Origin of the sequence: Shinella kummerowiae, from assembly GCF_009827055.1 — a bacterium.
Classification (GTDB): Bacteria; Pseudomonadota; Alphaproteobacteria; order Rhizobiales; family Rhizobiaceae; genus Shinella; species Shinella kummerowiae.
Genome location: NZ_WUMK01000004.1, coordinates 135,771 through 154,228 on the forward strand (window position 1 = coordinate 135,771; position 18,458 = coordinate 154,228).

The following is an 18,458-nucleotide window of genomic DNA, read 5'->3' on the forward strand; positions in this document are numbered from 1 at the left end:
GAACGGGCCGCCGAGGCTGCCCGAAAGCGCCGGCTCAGCCTTGCGGCTCGCGGATCAGCAGGATCTCGCAGTTCATGCCTTCCGGCGCTGCCGGCGCATGCGGCGCACGGATGAGCAGGCCTTCCGATTCGGCGAACAGCTTCATCATCGAGGAATCCTGCTTTTCGAACGGCGTCACGCGGTAAGTCCCGTCAGCGGCGCGGTGGATGCGCGACCGCACATAGTCCTGCCGCTGGTCGTTCTCCTTGAGCGCGACGGCGGCAATGGCTGGATGCTGCCGGTTCCGCGCAGGCAGGCGGGCGAGATGGCGGACAAGCGGCTCGAGGAAGAGCAGCGAGCAGACGAGGCTCGACACCGGATTGCCGGGCAGGCCGACGACCTGGATGGCGCCAAGGCGGCCGACCATCAGCGGCTTGCCGGGGCGCATGGCGATGCGCCAGAAGTCGAGTTCCATGCCGGCTTCGCCAAGCACGGGCTGAACGAGATCGAAATCCCCGACGGAAGCGCCGCCGAGCGTCACGAGCACGTCGATGTCGAGCGACAGCGCGTTGCGCACGGCGTCGAGGATCGCCTGTTTGTCGTCCCGGACGATGCCGAGGTCGATCACCTCCGCGCCGGCCTCGCGGGCGAGGGCGGAGACACCATAGGTGTTGGAGGCGATGATCTGGCTGGCGCCGGGCGGCGTGCCCGGCGGCACGAGTTCGTCGCCGGTGGCAAGCAGGGCAACGCGCGGGCGGGCGTAGACGGTCAGTTCCGGATGGTTCATGGCCGCTGCGACCGTCAGGCGGCCGGCATCGAGCACGTCGCCGGTCTTCAGCACGACGTCGCCTTCGGAAAAATCCTGGCCGCGCGGGCGGATATGGCGGCCTTTCGGCGTGAGGAAGGTCGTGCGGATGCGCCCGCCCTCCAGCACCTCGGCGTCTTCCTGCAAGAGCACGGTCTCGGCGGAGGCCGGAAGCGGCGCGCCGGTGAAGATGCGCACGGCCTCGCCGGGGCCGACGGAGCCATCGAAAGCATGCCCGGCGGCTGAGGTGCCGATGACCGTCAGGACGGAGCCGAGTTCGGCAATGTCCGCATGGCGGACGGCGTAACCGTCCATGGCGGAATTGTCGAAGGGTGGCTGGGTCAGCCGTGCGGCGATATCTTCGGCGAGCACGCGGCCCTGTGCGTCATGCAGTAAGACCTGTTCCGTGCGCTGCGTAGGGCTTGCGCCGGCGAGCAGGCGATCGAGGGCATCGGCAACGGGAAGAAGGGACATCAGGCGTCTCTGCGTTTGTAATCGCCGGAGCGGCCACCGGATTTTTCGCGGAGCCGGACGCCGCCGATTTCCATCTCGCGATCTGCGGCCTTTGCCATGTCGTAGATGGTGAGGCACGCGACGCTGACGGCGGTCAGTGCCTCCATCTCGACGCCGGTGCGGCCGGTCAGCTTCGCCATGGCCTCAACGCGCAGGCCGGGCAGGGCGCGGTCCTCGCGGATATCCACCGCGACCTTTGTCAGCATCAGCGGATGACAGAGCGGGATGAGGCTCGACGTCTGCTTGGCGGCCATGATACCGGCAAGACGCGCCGTGCCGATCACGTCGCCCTTCTTGGCGTCTCCTTTGAGGATGAGATCGAGCGTCGCGGGCGCCATGCGGATGAAACCCTCGGCGACGGCAATGCGGACGGTTTCGGCCTTGTCTCCGACATCGACCATGTTGGCTTCGCCGGAGGCATCGATATGGGTCAGCGTGTCAGCCGTCCCGGCCATTATTCCGCCGCCAGCATGCCGGCCGAGCCGGTCAGGAGTTCACGGGTCGCGGCCGCGACGTCATCCTTGCGCATCAGGCTTTCACCGACGAGGAAGGTGGAAATGCCGACCTTGCCGAGGCGCTCACAATCGGCATGGGTGAAGATGCCGCTTTCGCCGACGAGCAGCTTGTCGTCCGGCACCATGCCGGCGAGCTTTTCCGAAACGGCGAGATCGACCTCGAAGGTGCGCAGGTTGCGGTTGTTGACACCGACGAGCTTGGATTTCAGCTTCAGCGCGCGCTCCATCTCTTCCTCGTCATGCACCTCGATCAGCACGTCCATGCCGAGCGAGAAAGCGGAATCCTCCAGCATTTTCGCGGTGTCGTCGCTGAGCGATGCCATGATGAGCAGGATGCAATCCGCACCCCAGGCGCGGGCTTCCAGCACCTGGTAGCTGTCGAACATGAAATCCTTGCGCAGCGCGGGCAGGGCGCATGCTTCACGCGCGGCGGTCAGGAATTCCGGTGCGCCCTGGAAGCTCGGCGTGTCGGTGAGCACGGAGAGGCAGGCGGCACCACCGGCCTCATAGGCTCTTGCCAGCGCTGGCGGATCGAAATCCGGACGGATCAGGCCCTTCGAGGGGCTTGCCTTCTTGATCTCGGCGATCAGGCCGAACCGACCTTTCGCCTTCTTGTCCTTGAGGCTTGCGAAGAAGCCGCGTGGCGGCTGCTGGTCGCGGATGCGGGCACGAAGCTCGGCGGGGGTGACACGCGCCTTGGCGGCGGCGATCTCGTCCAGCTTGTAGGCTTCGATCTTCTTCAGTATGTCGGTCATGGCCAATCCTACTCCGCCTGGCCTTCATTGGAAACCGTGACAAGACGCTCCAGTGCGGCGCGGGCGCGGCCGCTCTCGAGCGCTTCCGTCGCCAGCGCCATGCCGTCCTTCAGCGTTTGCGCCCTGCCGGCCACGACCAGCGAGGCAGCGGCATTGGCAAGCGAGATGTCACGATAGGGCATGTGCGCGCCGCCGAGCACCGAGAGGAGGGCGGCGGCATTGTGCGCGCCGTCACCGCCGCGGATATCGTCGAGTTTCACCTGCGGAAGGCCGAAATCGGCGGGCGTCAGTTCGAAGGTGCGGATCTTGCCGTCCTCGAGTGCCGCGACCTGCGTCGTGCCGGTCGTGGTGATCTCGTCGAGGCCTTCGCCGTGCACGACCCAGATGCTTTCCGAGCCGAGGTCCCGCATCACTTCGGCAATCGGCACCAGCCAGTGCGGCGAGAAGACGCCGAGGAGCTGGCGCTTGACGCCGCCGGGATTGGACAGAGGACCAAGCAGGTTGAAGATCGTGCGCGTGCCGAGTTCGACGCGCGACGGGCCGACATGCTTCATCGCAGGATGGTGCAATTGGGCGAACATGAAGCCGAGGCCGGCATCGTGGACGCAGCGGGCAATCTCGGCCGGGCCGATATCGAGCTTGACGCCAAGGCAGGAGAGGGCATCCGCCGTGCCGGACTTGGAGCTGAGCGCCCTGTTGCCATGTTTGGCGACGGGCACACCGGCGCCGGCGACGATGATCGCAGCAAGTGTCGAGATGTTGTAGGTCCCTGCACCATCACCGCCGGTGCCGACGATGTCCATGGCATCCGCCGGCACGGTGACCGGCAGCATGCGGGCGCGCATCGAGCCGACGGCGCCGTAGATCTCGTCCACGGTCTCGCCGCGCACGCGCAGCGCCATCAGGAAGCCGCCGATCTGCGAGGGCGTGGCGGCGCCGGACATGATGATCTCGAAAGCGCCTCTCGCCTCCTCGCGGTCGAGATGGTTTCCCGCCGCGACTTTGGCAATATAGGGTTTCAGGTCGGACATGGATTTCCCGTCTCCCTTACCGCGCGATGCTTTGTTCGGCGAGCGTGCGGTTGATGGAGACGCCGTAGGCCGTCTGCAGCGCGCTGACCATCTGGTCGAGAATGTCGTCTCCGCTGGCGCGGGCGACGGCGGCGATCTGCTGCTCGTCGTTGGAGAGCGCGTCGGTTGCCGTATCCGCGTTGGCTTCCGTCACCTTCAGCAGGATCTGGCCTTCGCCATCGACGCCCGGCGTGTTGACGACATGGCCGACAGGGCCGGCAAAGGCCGCCGCAACTGCGGCGGGACCGAGCACCGGATCCTGCGCGCCACGGTGCAGACCGATCTTGTTTTCGACGGCAATGCCGAGTTCGCCGGCAATAGCGGCAAGGTCGCCGCCCTTGCGGACACGCTCAGCCAGTTCGCCTGCCTTCGTGGCGAGCGCCTGGCGCTGCTGTTCGGCCGTCCAATCGGCAACGACGCGGTCGCGCACTTCGTCGAGCGTGCGGTCACGATCCGGGATCACGTCGAGCACTTCGAACCAGGCATAACCTTCGCGGCCGACATTGACCGGCTGGGTTTCCGTGCCGACGTCCGTCTTGAAGATTTCGCCGACAAGGGCGGCTTTTTCCGGCAAGCCGTTGATTTCCTCGCCCTTCTGGTCGTTGCCCTGGGCGTCGATCGCCTCGATCGTCACGGCCTTCAGGTTGTTCTTGGCGGCGGCCTCGGCAAGAGTCAGGCCCTCGGCGCGGCTGTCCTCGATGCGGTCATGCACGGCAAGAATGCCGTCGGCCGCTTCGGAAAGCGCCAGCTCGTTGCGCAGTTCTTCCTTTACTTCGTCGAAGGACTTCAGCACTTCCGGGCGGATGTTCGTCACGCGCAGGATGATCGGACCGAACGTGCCGTCGATGACCGGCGTCGTGCCGCCATCCGCAGCGACGGCGAAGGCGGGCTCCGCGAATTTCTGGTCCGGGACGTTCGCCTTCGTGAAATCGCCGAGCAGCACGTCGGCCGGGGTCTTGCCCTGTTCCGTGATGAGCGCGTCGAAGGTCGTGCCGGCGGCAAGCTTCGTGGCGGCGGCATCGGCAGCGGCGCGGTCGGCAAAGGTCAGCTGCTCGATCGTGCGGGTTGCCGGCGTGCGGTATTTTTCCTTGTTCTTCTCGTAGTCGGCCTGCAGCGCCTCGTCGGTGATGGCGGCCGTGTCCAGGATGTCCTTCGGCTCGAGCGCGAGATAGACGAATTTGCGGTATTCCGGTGCGCGATACTTCGCCTTGTTCTGTTCGAACCAGGGCGCGAGCACGTCATCGCCCGGCGCCTTGACGGGGTCGATATTGGCATTGCTCAACAGCAGGTAGTCAATGGTGCGCGCTTCGTTGCGATACTGGCGAAGCGCTTCGGTCAGCACGGCAGGCGCCTTGTAACCATCGGAAACGGCTTCGACCACCTGGGTGCGGATCGCCACCTGGCTGCGGTTGTTGATATAGTCGTTCTCGCGCAGGCCCGCATTGCGCAGCACGGACGAGAAGGCCATGCGGTCGAACTGGCCATTGACGCCGCGGAAGGCCGGATCGTCGGCGATCAGCTGGGCGAGGCGGCCTTCGGAGAGTCCGAGGTTCATGTCGCGCGAAAGCTGGTCGAGTGCCGCACCCGCAACGAGTTCGGCAAAAACCTGGTTCTCGACGCCGAAGGCGCGAGCCTGTTCGGCGGTGAGCCGCGTGCCGAAGCGCTGCGACATCGTTGCGACCTGGCGCTCATAGGCCAAACGGAAGTCCGTCGGCGAGACCTTGACGTCCCCGACTGTGACGACGGCGTTCGACGCGCCGGTAACAAGCGAACTCGAAACGCCCCAAACTGCGAAAGAACCGACCAGTACGATCAGCAGGGCTTTTGCCACCCAGGTCTGGGAGGCGCGTCTCAGGGCGTCGAGCATCGTCTAAATTTCCTCATGAACGCGGCCATGCGGCCGGAAATCGTCTCTTAAAGGAAAGTTCACGGGAATTGAAGTGCGCAACGTGCTTGCAATGCTGCGCAAAATAACCGCTCGCACACAAGCGGGCTTTGCTTCGATTTCCTTTGCCGGCAAACCAAATTTTTTTGAAATTATTGGCAGATTTCCGACGAATTCCACTGTCATAATTTGAAAATTCATGCTCGGATGCGTGATCACCGCCGTGAGTCCGTTCGCGACCGGGGTGTGGAGGAGGATAACAAAGGTGGAATCTACAATCGTCATGATCAACCTTTTCGGCGCGGTCGCGCTGCTCCTGTTCGGTCTCGCGCAGGTGAAGGACGGCATGACGCGGGCCTTCGGCGTCAAACTGCGCTCCGGGCTGGCGCTTGGCACGCGCGGGCCGTTCCGCTCCTTTTTTGCCGGTTTCGTCGCGACGGTCGCCCTGCAGAGTTCTACGGCAACGGCCCTGATGATCGCCTCTTTCGTCGAGCGCAATCTGGTGCGGGCGCGGATGGCGCAGATCGTGCTGCTCGGTGCCAATGTCGGCACGGCCGTCACCGCCTGGCTGGTGGCGACGGGCATCGAATCGATTTCACCGCTGATCATCCTGGTCGGCGTCGTGCTTTATAAATCGAGCAGCTCCACCGCGCGGCAGGGCCTTGGTTCGGCGCTTGTCGGCATTGGCTTGATGCTGCTCTCCCTGCATCTGCTTGGCCTTGCCACGGAGCCGATGCGCCAGTCGCCGGCGCTCGCCGCATTCCTGAAGCTTCTCGACGGTGCCTGGCCGGCAGCGCTCGCCTTCTCCACCGTGCTGGCCATCATTTCCTCGTCGAGCCTTGCGGTCGTCGTGCTGATCCTGTCGCTCGCATCCATGGGCATTCTTTCCCCCGCTTTGACCGTCATCCTCGTGCTCGGTGCCAATCTCGGCGGCGCCGTGCCGCCGGTCATCGCGACGCTGAAAGCCGCAGCCTCCGCGCGCCGGGTCACGCTTGGCAATCTTCTGGTTCGCGGCGTGGGGTGTCTTGTCGTGCTTCCCTTCGCGGGGCAGATTGCCGGACTGCTGGCGATGCTGCCGGTCCCTGCCGCAAAACTGCCGGTCGACGTGCATCTCGTCTTCAACATCGCCGTCGCAATGGTGCTCTGGCCGCTTTCCAGCCCACTGTCACTCCTTATGGAAAAGCTTGTTCCGGAGGAGAAGCAGCCGGAAACCGGGCCGAAATACCTCGACGATACCGCGCTTTCGACGCCGGTGATCGCGCTTTCCGGCGCGACTCGCGAAGTGCTGCGGGTCGGCGACATCATCGAATCCATGCTGATCAGCACCATGCGGGCCTTCAACGACAACAATCTCGCGCCGCTGAAAGATGTCGCCGAGCTGGAGCGCCAGGTCGATGCCCTGCAGCAGGAGGTGAAGATCTATCTCTCGCGGCTTGGCAGGCAGGGCGTGGGCGGCGAATCGGCGGCCCGCTCGATCGTCATCATCGATTACGCGATCAACCTCGAGCATGTCGGCGACATCATCGAAAAGGGCCTTCAGGAGCAGGTGCGGAAGAAGATCGTCAACGGGCTGAAATTTTCCGACGACGGTTACAAGGAGCTCGCCAACCTTTTCAACCTGACGATCGAGAACCTGCGCATCGCCCAGACGATTTTCGTCACGCGGGATTCCGGCCTGGCGCGTCAGTTGGTGGAGGTGAAGGTCGATGTGCGCCGCATGGAGAAACAATCCTCCGAACGCCACCTCGAACGGTTGCGCGACGGCCGGCTGGACAGTCTCCAGACCAGTTCGCTGCATCTCGACATCCTGCGCGACCTGAAGCGGGTGAATGCCCATCTGGTGTCGGTCGCCTATCCGATCCTCGACGAGAGCGGATTGCTGACGGAAAGCCGGCTGCGCAGCAACACCAAATGAGCGGGTGCGAAATCCCTTTGTCTCTTTGGGGGGCTTTTTGCTAAGGAACGCCATCGATTTCGAATGAAAGAGGATTCTCATGACTCCAGACCGCACGAAGCGCAATTGCCTGGCCGTCATTCTCGCGGCGGGCGAAAGCATGCGTATGAAGTCGTCGCAGTCGAAGGTCCTGCACCCGGTCGGCAACCGGCCGATGATCGCCCATGTCGTTGATGCACTCGCCAAGGCCGGTATTTCCGATATCGCGCTGGTATTGGGCCGCGACGCGGATAAAGTCGAAGCGGCGGCGAAGAACGCTGCGGTCACAAGCTCCGTCCATATACAAACGGAACGCCTCGGCACGGCGCATGCGGTGCTTGCGGCGCGAGCGGCCATCGCCAAGGGCTATGACGACGTGCTCGTCGTCTTCGGGGATACTCCGCTTATCACCAAAACACCGTTGATCGCCGCGCGGGATGGCCTTGCAGCCGGCGCCGATGTGGTCGTCATCGGCTTCGAAACCGCGGATCCGACCGGTTACGGCAGGCTGCTCATCGAAAACGGCGAACTGCTGGCGATCCGCGAGCACAAGGATGCGAGTGACGCCGAACGCGCCATCACCTATTGCAATGGTGGCCTGATGGCGATCGACGGCCGCAAGGCGCTCGATCTGATCGACCGGATCGGCAACAGCAACGCCAAGGGCGAGTACTATCTCACGGACATCGTCGAGATCGTGCGGGCCGAAGGCGGCCGTGCCATCGCCGTCGAAACGCCGGAGGAGGAACTGACCGGCTGCAACACACGTGCCGAACTTGCCGTCATCGAACGGCTCTGGCAGCAGCGTCGCCGGCATGAAATGATGATCGACGGCGTTTCGATGACCGCGCCGGAAACCGTCTTCCTGTCCTATGACACGGTGATCGGGCGGGATGTGACGATCGAGCCGAATGTCGTCTTCGGCCCGGGCGTGACCATCGAGAGCGGTACTGTCATCCATTCCTTCTCGCATATCGAGGGCGCCCATGTCGCGGCGGATGCGGAAATCGGCCCCTATGCGCGGCTGCGGCCGGGCGCAAATCTCGGCGAGGGTGCGAAGGTCGGCAATTTCTGCGAGGTGAAGAAAGCGGAGATCGGTGCGGGCGCCAAGGTCAACCACCTGACCTATATCGGTGACGCGGTCATTGGGGCCAAGACGAATATCGGCGCGGGAACGATCACCTGCAATTACGACGGCATCAACAAGCACATAACCCACATCGGCGCCAACGCCTTTGTCGGATCGAATTCGTCGCTCGTCGCACCGGTGTCGATCGGCAACGGCGCCTATGTCGCGTCGGGCAGCGTCGTCACCGAAGATGTGCCGGACGACGCGGTCGCCTTCGGCCGCGCCCGGCAGGAAAACAAGCCCGGGCGGGCCGCCATCATCCGCGCGCGTAACCAGGCGCTCAAGGATGCGAAGACGAAGGCGGCCGAATAGCCGCCGCATCTGCCCCGTTACAACACGTGTTTCACATTAATGCTTGCAATTGAAAGTGAGCATGGGCGTGTTGCGCTGCGGTAAAAAATCTCTACGAAAAGAACGAAATCAAAACCATTCGAAAGAGCGGAGCGGCTTATGTGCGGAATTGTCGGGATCGTTGGAAACCAGCCTGTCGCGGCTCGGCTCGTCGATGCCCTGAAGCGCCTTGAATACCGGGGGTATGATTCCGCGGGCGTGGCCACCATCGTTGACGGAAAGCTCGCGCGCCGGCGCGCCGAGGGCAAGCTCGTCAATCTGGAGAAGCGGCTCGGGGAAGAACCGCTGGCCGGCGTCATCGGCATTGCCCACACCCGCTGGGCAACGCACGGCGCTCCGACGGAAGGCAACGCGCATCCGCATTTCGTCGATGGCGTCGCTGTCGTCCACAACGGCATCATCGAGAATTTTTCTGAGCTGAAAGATGAGCTGACGGCCGAAGGTGCGACCTTCGCGACGCAGACGGACACCGAGGTCGTCGCGCAGCTCGTCGCAAAATATCTCCGGCAGGGCCTCGGCCGCCGCGAAGCGATGCATGCGATGCTGCGCCGCGTCACGGGCGCCTATGCGCTCGCGGTCATCTTCGAAGACGATCCGTCGACCATCATGGCCGCCCGCAACGGCCCGCCGCTGGCCGTCGGCTACGGCAAAGGCGAGATGTTCCTCGGCTCCGATGCGATCGCGCTTGCGCCGTTCACCAACGATATCAGCTATCTCATCGACGGCGACTGGGCCGTGATGGGCCGCGAGGGCGTGCACATTTTCGATGCCGACGGCAACCGCGTCGAGCGCCCGCGACAGATCTCCTCCGCCGCTGCCTATCTCGTCGACAAGGGTAATCACCGTCACTTCATGGAAAAGGAAATCCATGAACAGCCGGAGGCGATTTCCCACGCGCTCGGCCACTATGTCGATTTCCTCAAGCACACGGTTCGTCCCGTCGCGGCGGATATCGATTTCGCCAATGTGCCGAGCCTTGCCATTTCCGCCTGCGGCACGGCCTATCTCGCTGGCCTGGTCGGAAAATACTGGTTCGAGCGTTATGCCCGCCTGCCGGTCGAAATCGATGTTGCATCCGAATTCCGCTACCGCGAAATCCCGTTGAACCCTGCCTCGGCAGCCCTCTTTATTTCCCAGTCGGGCGAAACCGCCGACACGCTCGCCTCGCTGCGCTATTGCAAGGAACACGGCCTGAAGATCGGCGCCGTGGTCAATACGAAGGAATCGACGATCGCCCGCGAATCGCATGCGGTCTTCCCGATTCTCGCCGGCCCGGAGATCGGTGTCGCCTCGACCAAGGCCTTCACCTGCCAGTTGACGGTGTTGGCCGCGCTGGCGATCAGTGCGGGCAGGGCGCGCGGTACGATCACCGAGGCGGAAGAGAAGGACCTCGTTCGTTACCTCGCCGAGATGCCCCGCATTATGGCGAGCGTACTGAACACCATTCAGCCGTCGATCGAGCAGCTTGCCCGCGAGCTCACCAAGTTCAAGGACGTGCTCTATCTCGGTCGCGGCACCAGCTATCCGCTGGCGATGGAAGGCGCGCTGAAGCTCAAGGAAATTTCCTATATCCACGCCGAAGGTTACGCCGCCGGTGAGCTGAAGCATGGACCGATCGCGCTGATCGACGAGAACATGCCGGTCATCGTGATTGCGCCGCATGACCGATTCTTCGACAAGACCGTCTCGAACATGCAGGAAGTGGCGGCCCGCGGTGGCCGGATCATCTTCATCACCGACGAGAAGGGGGCGGCCGCGTCGAAGCTGGAAACCATGGCGACGATCGTCCTGCCGAATGTCGACGAGATCATCGCGCCGATGATCTATTCGCTGCCGATCCAGCTGCTCGCCTACCACACCGCGGTGTTCATGGGCACCGACGTCGACCAGCCGCGCAACCTTGCGAAGTCCGTGACGGTCGAATGATCGTCCGGCCCGAGCAGCCGGCCGATGTCGACGCCATCCGCACCCTGACTGAAACGGCGTTCCGAACTGCTCCGCATGCCGATGGCACGGAGCACCTGATCATCGACCGCCTGCGGGCAGCCGGTGTCCTGACGCTCTCGCTTGTCGCGGAGCTCGATGGCGCGGTTGTCGGCCACGTCGCCTTCTCGCCGGTCACGGTCTCCGATGGCAGCGCGGGCTGGTACGGTCTCGGCCCGATTTCCGTCGACCCGGCCCTGCAGGGCAAGGGGATCGGCGGCAGGCTGGTGCGTGAGGGGCTTAAGCAGTTGAAGACGCTCGGAGCGACGGGGTGCGTGCTGCTGGGCGATCCCGCCTATTATGGCCGTTTCGGCTTTGAGGCCGATCCGAAACTGACGCTGAACGGTGTGCCGCCGGAGTATTTCATGCGTGTGGCATTTTCACCGGTTTACGGCGGGGGAACCGTTTCCTATCATCCGGATTTCTACGGCTGAGCGGCCTCCCACGCTCGCCCCACGCTGGATATCCGATGACCGAACTTCTTCCGAGACAGTCGCTTGCCATGCGGCTGCGCAACAACTTTCTGACGGGCCTCGTCATCTGCGCGCCGATCGCCATTACCATATGGCTGACCTGGACGTTTATCCGCTGGGCGGACAGCTGGGTAAAACCCTATATTCCGGCGCAGTATAACCCGGAAAGCTATGTCCAGTTCGCCATTCCCGGCTTCGGCCTGCTGACGGCGCTGGTGCTGATCACACTGGTCGGCTTTCTCGGCAAGAACCTCATCGGCCGGACGATCGTCGAATTCGGCGATTCGCTGTTCAACCGCACGCCGCTGGTGCGCACGGTGCACAAGAGCCTGAAGCAGATTTTCGAGACGGTGCTGAAGGACAAGGGCACGTCATTCAACAAGGCGGCGATGATCGAATATCCGGGCCCGGGTCTGTGGGCGATCGTTTTCGTGGCGACGGATGCGCGCGGCGAGATTGCGTCGAAATTCAAGGCGATGGGCAAGGACATGGTCGCCTGCTTCCTGCCGCCGACGCCGTTTCCGACGGCGGGTTTCCTCGTCTATGTGCCGCGCGAAAAGCTCGTGCCGCTCGACATGAGTGCCGAGGATGCCGCCAAGCTGATCATTTCGGTCGGATTGGTCACGCCACCGGAAAAGACGTTGCAACTGCTGGAAAGCGAAGAGCAGCGCAAGGCAAAGGCGAAAGCCAAGAAAAAGAACGGATAAGAGGCGAGCCGTCCCGGCAGGAACGGCTCGAACGGCTTATTTTGAAGCCGGCAGGTCTTTTTGATCTTCGATGATGATCGGATCCGCTTCTGCGGGAAGACGAGACTGTTTTTCCGTGGTGGCGACGCTTGCTGTCGTAATCGTCTTGTCAACGTCTGCGGCCGCATTGATCTTGCTGTGGCCGGCACAGTCCGCAAAGGCTGCTGATGCCGAGAGGCCAAGCGTTGCTGCGACTATGAGAACTGTCTTCATGGCATTTCTCCTTCTTCGCTTATGCAAAACAATTATGCCTTTACATCCGGTATCGGCGAAATCACGATTTTGTGGTCACCCGGCGCGCAGGAAGCGGATCGCCTCGTCGCGGCGGTGGAGATAGAGCAGGGTGCGGATCGCCTCGCCACGCCCGCTCGTCAGGTCGGCATCGCGCTCCAGCACATAGGCCGCATCCTTGCGGGCGATTTCCAACAGGTCGCCATGCGCCTCGAGACTTGCCACCAGAAAGCCCGGCGTACCGGATTGCCGGGTTCCCAGCAGTTCGCCTTCGCCGCGCAGCTTGAGATCCTCTTCCGCGATGCGGAAGCCATCCTCCGTGTCCCGCAGGATGGAGAGGCGCGCCCTGCCATTCTCGCTGAGCGGCCCCTTGTAGAGCAGGATGCAGCTTGACGCCTCGTCGCCACGTCCGACACGGCCGCGCAACTGGTGCAACTGGGCGAGCCCGAAGCGCTCGGCATGTTCGATGACCATGATGGTGGCATCCGGCACGTCCACGCCGACCTCCACCACAGTCGTCGCCACCAGCAGCCGTGTCTCGCCGCTCTTGAAGGCGAGCATGGCCGCGTCCTTCTCCGGCCCGCTCATCCGGCCGTGCACGAGGCCGGCGGCCGGGCCGAAGACGCTGGCGAGCGTCGCATGCCGCTCCTCGACGGACATCAGGTCGCTTTCTTCCGATTCCTCGACCAGCGGGCAGATCCAGTAGGCCTTCTTGCCTTCGGCAAGGGCCGCGCGCAGCCGGTCGACGATCTCGCCGACACGCTCCTGCGCCACCACGACCGTCTGGATCGGCTTGCGGCCGGCCGGTTTCTCCGTGAGCTTGGACACGTCCATGTCACCGAAGGCCGCTAGCACCAACGTGCGGGGGATGGGTGTCGCCGTCATCACCAGCATATGTGGCGAGATGCCCTTTGCGGTCAGCCGCAGGCGCTGGTGTACGCCGAACCGGTGCTGCTCATCGACGACGGCCAACACAAGGTCGTTGTAGACAACATTGTCCTGGAACAGGGCGTGCGTGCCGATGACGATCTGCGTTTCACCCGAGGCGATGCGTTCGAGGATCGCGTCCCGTTCGCGGCCCTTCGTCCGCCCGGTCAGCACATCAATCGTCACGCCGGCCGGTGCGGCCATGCGCGACAGCGTGGCGAAGTGCTGCCGCGCAAGAATTTCGGTTGGGGCCATCAGCACAGCCTGCCCGCCGGATTCGACGGCTGCCAGCATGGCCATCAGCGCCACCGCCGTCTTGCCGGCGCCGACATCGCCTTGCAGGAGACGCAGCATGCGCTGTTCGCCCGCCATGTCCTTGAGCACCTCGGCGATGGCCGCCTGCTGGCTGTTGGTCAGCGAAAAGGGCAGGGCGCCGGTGACTGGCTTGCTGAGCGCGCCCGTTGCGACGACCGGCCGGCCGGCGACCTTGCGCAGGCGCTGGCGCACGAGGGCAAGCGAAATCTGGCCGGCCAGAAATTCGTCATAGGCAAGCCGGCGGCGAGCAGGGGCCTGCGGGTCGAGGTCCGTCTCGTCGCGTGGATCATGCAGGCGGTGGATGGCATCGAAGGCGGAGGGAAAACCCTGCCGCTGCAACAATGTCTGGTCGATCCATTCCGGCAGGTGCGGCACGCGGGCGATCGCCGCTTCGACGGCTTTGCGCAGCACACGGGAGGTCAGACCCGCGGTCAGCCCGTGCACCGGCTCGACCAGCGGCAGGTTATCCGCTTCGCCAAGCCGGACCATGTAGTCCGGATGCACCATCGAGGGGCGACCGTTGAACCAGTCGACCTTGCCGCTGACGACCACCGTCTCGTCGATCGGCAGCGCCTTTTCCAGCCAGTTGCCCTTGGCGCGGAAGAAGGTGAGCGCCAGTTCTCCCGTCTCGTCATGCAGGAAGACCCGGTAGGGCTGGTTCGATCTGCCGGGTGGCGGCGGCTGGTGGCGATCGACGCGGCCGGTGATCGTCACGATGACGCCGGGCTGCGCGTTGGCGATGCCCGGCTGGTTGCGGCGATCGACGATGCTGTGGGGAAAATGGAAAACGAGGTCGATGACGCGGCAATCGTCGATGCTCTCCTGGTTGAGCAGGCGCGCGAACAGGTCTCCCAGCTTCGGGCCGATGCCCGGAAGGGAGGAAAGCGGTGCGAAGAGCGGATCAAGAAGGGCAGGACGCATGACCGGCAAAATCGCCGGAGAAGGACGCTTTGGCAAGGCTGACAAGTGGCTTTTGCCAGTCTATAGAAGCGCCAGACGATCCAAGCGGTAGGAAAGTGAAGACGATCATGACGGGAACGACACGCTCCAGCGCCGAGATCGACCCACGCCGCAAGCGCATCCTCTTCCGTTGTTGGCACCGTGGCATCCGCGAGATGGACCTGGTGCTCGGCGCCTTTGCCGATGCCGAGATCGCGACACTTTCCGAGACCGAGCTGGACGAGCTGGAACGCATCATGGCCGAGGAAGACAACGACCTCGTCAAATGGGTGACCGGCGAGAGGCCGGTGCCCGACGAATTCCGCGGTGGCCTCTTCCCGCGCATCGCCGCCTATCGCCCTGATTTCTCTCCGCTCTTCAAAGACGACCGCGCATGATCCCCGGTTTTTCCCCTGAACGCATCGCGGCTGCCGGTCGGCCGCTGACCATCGGTGCCGTGCCGTCAGGCGTCGAGCCGCTGATCCTTGCCGATCTTGCCCGCAAGACCGGCCCGATCGCCTTCGTGCTGTCGGACGGCCAGCGCATTTCCGATCTTGAACAGATGCTCGGCTTCGTCGCGCCCGACATTCCGGTGCTGACGCTGCCCGGCTGGGACTGTTTGCCCTATGACCGCGTGTCGCCGAGCGCCGAAGTGTCGGCACGCCGGCTATCCGCGCTCTCGGCGCTGATTGCCCACCAGAAGAAGTCGCACCCGGCCATCGTGCTCGTCACGGTCAACGCGATGCTACAGAAGACGGCACCGCGCGTGATCATCGAAAGCCTCGCTTTCTCGGCCAGGCCCGGCAACCAGATCCGCATGGACGATGTCGCCGCACGGCTCGAGCGCAACGGCTTCGACCGCGTCGCGACCGTGCGCGAGGTCGGTGAATATGCCGTGCGCGGCGGCATTCTCGATGTCTTTGTGCCCGGTAGCGGCGAGCCGGTGCGCCTCGATTTCTTCGGCGACACGCTCGAATCGATCCGCTCCTTCGATCCGGCGAGCCAGCGCACGACGCGTCAGGCACGGTCGCTCGATCTCAACCCGATGAGCGAAGTGACGCTGACGCCGGAAACGATCTCCCGTTTCCGTACGCAGTATCTCGCCTCGTTCGGCGCGGCCACGCGCGACGATGCGCTCTATCTCGCCGTCTCCGAGGGCCGGCGCTATGCCGGCATGGAGCACTGGCTGCCGCTGTTCTACGACGGGCTTGAAACGACCTTCGACTATCTCGAAGGCTTCCGCATCGTCACCGACCACACGGTGCGGGAAGCGGCCGTCGAACGTTCCCGTCTCGTGCGGGATTATTATGACGCCCGCGTTGCCTCCGCGACGCCCGGCAAGGGGCAAGTAGCGCAGTCCACCCCCTACAAACCCGTTCCGCCCGGCCAGATCTATCTCGATGCGGAGCGTTTTGCGCAGGAGCTTGATCAACGCAACGCCATTCGCCTGACACCGTTTAACGAGCATGAGGGCGAGGCGCGGCAGGTCGAGACGATCGAGGCGCGACCGGGCGTGCGCTGGGCGCGGCCGGCGGGCAGTGAGGATGCGGAAGGCGCCCGCGTCAACGTGTTCGGCCAGGCGGTGACGCATATTGCCGACAAGCGCGCCGCCGGTGCCAAGGTGCTGGTCACGGGCTGGTCGGAGGGATCGCTCGACCGCCTGTTGCAGGTTCTGTCCGAACATGGCCTCGCCAATGTCGTGCCGGTCGAAAAATTTGCCGACCTGCGCAAGCTCAAGCCGGGCGAGGCCGGGTCTGCCGTCCTCAGCCTCGAAAGCGGCTTCGAGACCGGCGATGTCGTCGTCATCGGCGAGCAGGATATTCTTGGCGACCGCATGGTGCGGCGCTCGAAGCGGCGCAAGCGCGGGGCGGATTTCATCACCGAGGTCGCCGGCCTAGACGAGGGCTCGATCGTGGTGCATGCCGAGCACGGCATTGGCCGCTTCGTCGGCTTGCGCACTATCGAGGCGGCCGGGGCGCCACATGCCTGCCTCGAACTCGTCTATGCGGATGAGGCGAAACTCTTCCTGCCGGTCGAAAACATCGACCTTCTGTCGCGTTATGGCGGCGAGGGCACCGATGCGATGCTCGACAAGCTCGGCGGCGTTGCCTGGCAGGCACGCAAGGCGAAGCTTAAGAAGCGCCTGCTCGACATGGCGAACGGCCTCATCCAGATCGCCGCGGCCCGCCTGGTGCGCCATGCGCCGGTGCTCGTGTCGCCGGAAGGCATCTATGACGAGTTCGCCGCCCGCTTTCCCTATGACGAGACGGACGACCAGGCGAACGCCATTGATGCCGTGCGCGAGGATCTCGGCGCCGGCCGGCCGATGGACCGCCTGGTCTGCGGCGACGTTGGTTTCGGCAAGACCGAAGTGGCGCTGCGCGCCGCCTTCATCGCCGCGATGAACGGCGTTCAGGTTGCCGTCGTCGTACCGACCACGCTGCTTTCCCGCCAGCATTTCAAGACGTTCACCGACCGTTTCCGCGGGCTGCCGATCCGCTTGCAGCAGGCCTCCCGCCTCGTCGGTTCAAAGGAACTGGCGCTGACGAAAAAGGAACTCTCCGAAGGCAAGACGGACATCGTCGTCGGCACCCATGCGCTGCTCGGCAGCTCGATCAAGTTCGCCAATCTCGGCCTGTTGATCATCGACGAGGAGCAGCATTTCGGCGTGAAGCACAAGGAGCGGCTGAAGGAGCTGAAGAGCGACGTGCATGTGCTGACGCTCTCGGCGACGCCGATCCCGCGCACGCTGCAACTTGCCATGACGGGCGTGCGCGAGCTGTCGCTGATCACCACCCCGCCGGTCGACCGCATGGCCGTGCGCACCTTCATCTCACCGTTCGACCCACTGGTCATCCGTGAGACCCTGATGCGCGAGCATTACCGTGGCGGCCAGAGCTTTTATGTCTGCCCGCGGCTCAGCGACCTCTCGGAAATCCATGATTTCCTGCGCCAGGATGTGCCGGAGCTGAAAGTGGCGGTCGCGCACGGCCAGATGCCGGCGACCGAACTCGAAGACATCATGAATGCCTTCTACGAGGGCCGTTACGACGTGCTGCTGTCGACGACCATCGTCGAATCCGGCCTCGACGTGCCGACGGCGAACACGATGATCATCCACCGTGCCGACATGTTCGGCCTCGCCCAGCTCTATCAGCTACGCGGCCGCGTCGGCCGGTCGAAGGTGCGTGCCTTTGCGCTTCTGACACTGCCCGTCAACCGCACGCTGACCGGTATGGCGGAACGCCGCCTCAAGGTGCTGCAATCGCTGGATACGCTCGGCGCCGGCTTCCAGTTGGCGAGCCACGATCTGGATATCCGCGGTGCCGGCAACCTGCTGGGCGAGGAACAGTCCGGCCATATCAAGGAGGTCGGCTTCGAGCTCTACCAGCAGATGCTCGAAGAGGCGGTGGCCGAGATCAAGGGCGACGAAGAGGTCGCCGATAGCGGCTGGTCGCCACAGATTTCGGTCGGCACGCCGGTGATGATCCCGGACGACTACGTGCCGGACCTGCATCTCCGCCTCGGCCTCTATCGCCGCCTCGGCGAAATCACCGAGCTTGGCGATATCGATGCTTTCGGCGCCGAATTGATCGACCGTTTCGGCCCGTTGCCGATCGAGGTGCAGCATCTCCTGAAGATCGTCTATATCAAGTCGCTCTGCCGCGTGGCGAATGTGGAAAAACTCGATGCCGGTCCGAAGGGCGTCGTCGTGCAGTTCCGCAACAAACAGTTTCCGAACCCGGCGGCCCTTGTCGGCTACATTTCCAAGCAGGGCACGTTGGCGAAGATCCGGCCGGACCAGAGCCTGTTCCTTGCCCGCGACTATCCCACGCCGGAACGGCGTCTGACCGGGGCCGCGCAGGTGATGACGCAGCTTGCGGGATTGGCAAAACAGGGGGCCTGACA

At 63.9% G+C, this 18,458-nt stretch carries 15 protein-coding genes; 7 read left to right on the forward strand and 8 right to left on the reverse strand.

Features of this window, described 5'->3' with window-relative positions:
- Positions 1-34 precede the first annotated feature (34 nt).
- The 6 genes from GR138_RS11490 to GR138_RS11515 are packed head-to-tail and all read right to left on the reverse strand — an operon-like array spanning position 35 to position 5,807.
- Entirely contained in the window at positions 35-1,258 is a 1,224-nt protein-coding gene (locus GR138_RS11490) for a molybdopterin molybdotransferase MoeA (RefSeq protein ID WP_160859404.1), read from the reverse strand.
- Positions 1,258-1,752, reverse strand: coding sequence for a cyclic pyranopterin monophosphate synthase MoaC (gene moaC, locus GR138_RS11495; protein ID WP_160859405.1), 495 nt, complete (start codon positions 1,750-1,752; stop codon positions 1,258-1,260). The genes GR138_RS11490 and moaC overlap by 1 nt, the downstream gene beginning before the upstream one ends.
- Positions 1,752-2,567 carry an indole-3-glycerol phosphate synthase TrpC gene (trpC, locus tag GR138_RS11500; RefSeq protein ID WP_160859406.1) on the reverse strand — a complete coding sequence of 272 codons (816 nt, stop codon included), beginning with the start codon at positions 2,565-2,567 and terminating at the stop codon, positions 1,752-1,754. The genes moaC and trpC overlap by 1 nt, the downstream gene beginning before the upstream one ends.
- Before the next feature lie 8 nt (positions 2,568-2,575).
- Complete coding sequence (gene trpD / locus GR138_RS11505) at positions 2,576-3,598, reverse strand: anthranilate phosphoribosyltransferase (RefSeq protein WP_160859407.1); 1,023 nt, start codon at positions 3,596-3,598, stop codon at positions 2,576-2,578.
- Positions 3,599-3,614: 16 nt separating this feature from the next.
- Positions 3,615-5,504, reverse strand: coding sequence for a peptidylprolyl isomerase (locus GR138_RS11510; RefSeq protein ID WP_160859408.1), 1,890 nt, complete (start codon positions 5,502-5,504; stop codon positions 3,615-3,617).
- A 3-nt stretch (positions 5,505-5,507) separates the two neighbouring features.
- Positions 5,508-5,807, reverse strand: a complete 300-nt coding sequence (locus GR138_RS11515; protein ID WP_150129881.1) for a hypothetical protein — start codon at positions 5,805-5,807, stop codon at positions 5,508-5,510.
- On the opposite strand from GR138_RS11515, the gene GR138_RS11520 reads away from it, so the two are divergent.
- The 5 genes from GR138_RS11520 (at position 5,788) to GR138_RS11540 (ending at position 12,098) form a co-directional block, all read left to right on the forward strand.
- Positions 5,788-7,437: a sodium-dependent inorganic phosphate transporter gene (locus tag GR138_RS11520; RefSeq protein ID WP_160859409.1), complete on the forward strand. Its 1,650-nt coding sequence runs from the start codon at positions 5,788-5,790 to the stop codon at positions 7,435-7,437. The two genes, GR138_RS11515 and GR138_RS11520, sit on opposite strands and share 20 nt — an antisense overlap.
- A 79-nt stretch (positions 7,438-7,516) precedes the next feature.
- Positions 7,517-8,896 (forward strand): bifunctional UDP-N-acetylglucosamine diphosphorylase/glucosamine-1-phosphate N-acetyltransferase GlmU, encoded by a 1,380-nt coding sequence (gene glmU, locus GR138_RS11525; RefSeq protein ID WP_160859410.1) that lies wholly within the window; start codon positions 7,517-7,519, stop codon positions 8,894-8,896.
- Positions 8,897-9,034: 138 nt separating this feature from the next.
- Positions 9,035-10,861 carry a glutamine--fructose-6-phosphate transaminase (isomerizing) gene (gene glmS, locus GR138_RS11530; RefSeq protein ID WP_160859411.1) on the forward strand — a complete coding sequence of 609 codons (1,827 nt, stop codon included), beginning with the start codon at positions 9,035-9,037 and terminating at the stop codon, positions 10,859-10,861.
- Positions 10,858-11,352, forward strand: coding sequence for a GNAT family N-acetyltransferase (locus GR138_RS11535; RefSeq protein WP_160859412.1), 495 nt, complete (start codon positions 10,858-10,860; stop codon positions 11,350-11,352). Before glmS ends, GR138_RS11535 begins: the two co-directional genes overlap by 4 nt.
- Before the next feature lie 35 nt (positions 11,353-11,387).
- Positions 11,388-12,098, forward strand: a complete 711-nt coding sequence (locus GR138_RS11540; RefSeq protein ID WP_160859413.1) for a DUF502 domain-containing protein — start codon at positions 11,388-11,390, stop codon at positions 12,096-12,098.
- Positions 12,099-12,134: 36 nt separating this feature from the next.
- Here the strand turns inward: GR138_RS11540 and GR138_RS11545 are convergent, their stop codons facing one another.
- Complete coding sequence (locus GR138_RS11545) at positions 12,135-12,350, reverse strand: hypothetical protein (protein ID WP_160859414.1); 216 nt, start codon at positions 12,348-12,350, stop codon at positions 12,135-12,137.
- Positions 12,351-12,425: 75 nt separating this feature from the next.
- On the reverse strand, positions 12,426-14,531 hold the full coding sequence (gene recG / locus GR138_RS11550) for an ATP-dependent DNA helicase RecG (protein WP_160859415.1): 2,106 nt from the start codon (positions 14,529-14,531) through the stop codon (positions 12,426-12,428).
- 107 nt (positions 14,532-14,638) lie between these two features.
- On the opposite strand from recG, the gene GR138_RS11555 reads away from it, so the two are divergent.
- Both GR138_RS11555 and mfd read left to right on the forward strand, forming a co-directional pair.
- A complete protein-coding gene (locus GR138_RS11555; RefSeq protein WP_160859416.1) occupies positions 14,639-14,947 on the forward strand; it encodes an FAD assembly factor SdhE in 309 nt (102 codons plus the stop codon).
- Entirely contained in the window at positions 14,944-18,456 is a 3,513-nt protein-coding gene (mfd, locus tag GR138_RS11560) for a transcription-repair coupling factor (protein ID WP_160859417.1), read from the forward strand. The genes GR138_RS11555 and mfd overlap by 4 nt, the downstream gene beginning before the upstream one ends.
- Positions 18,457-18,458: the final 2 nt, after the last annotated feature.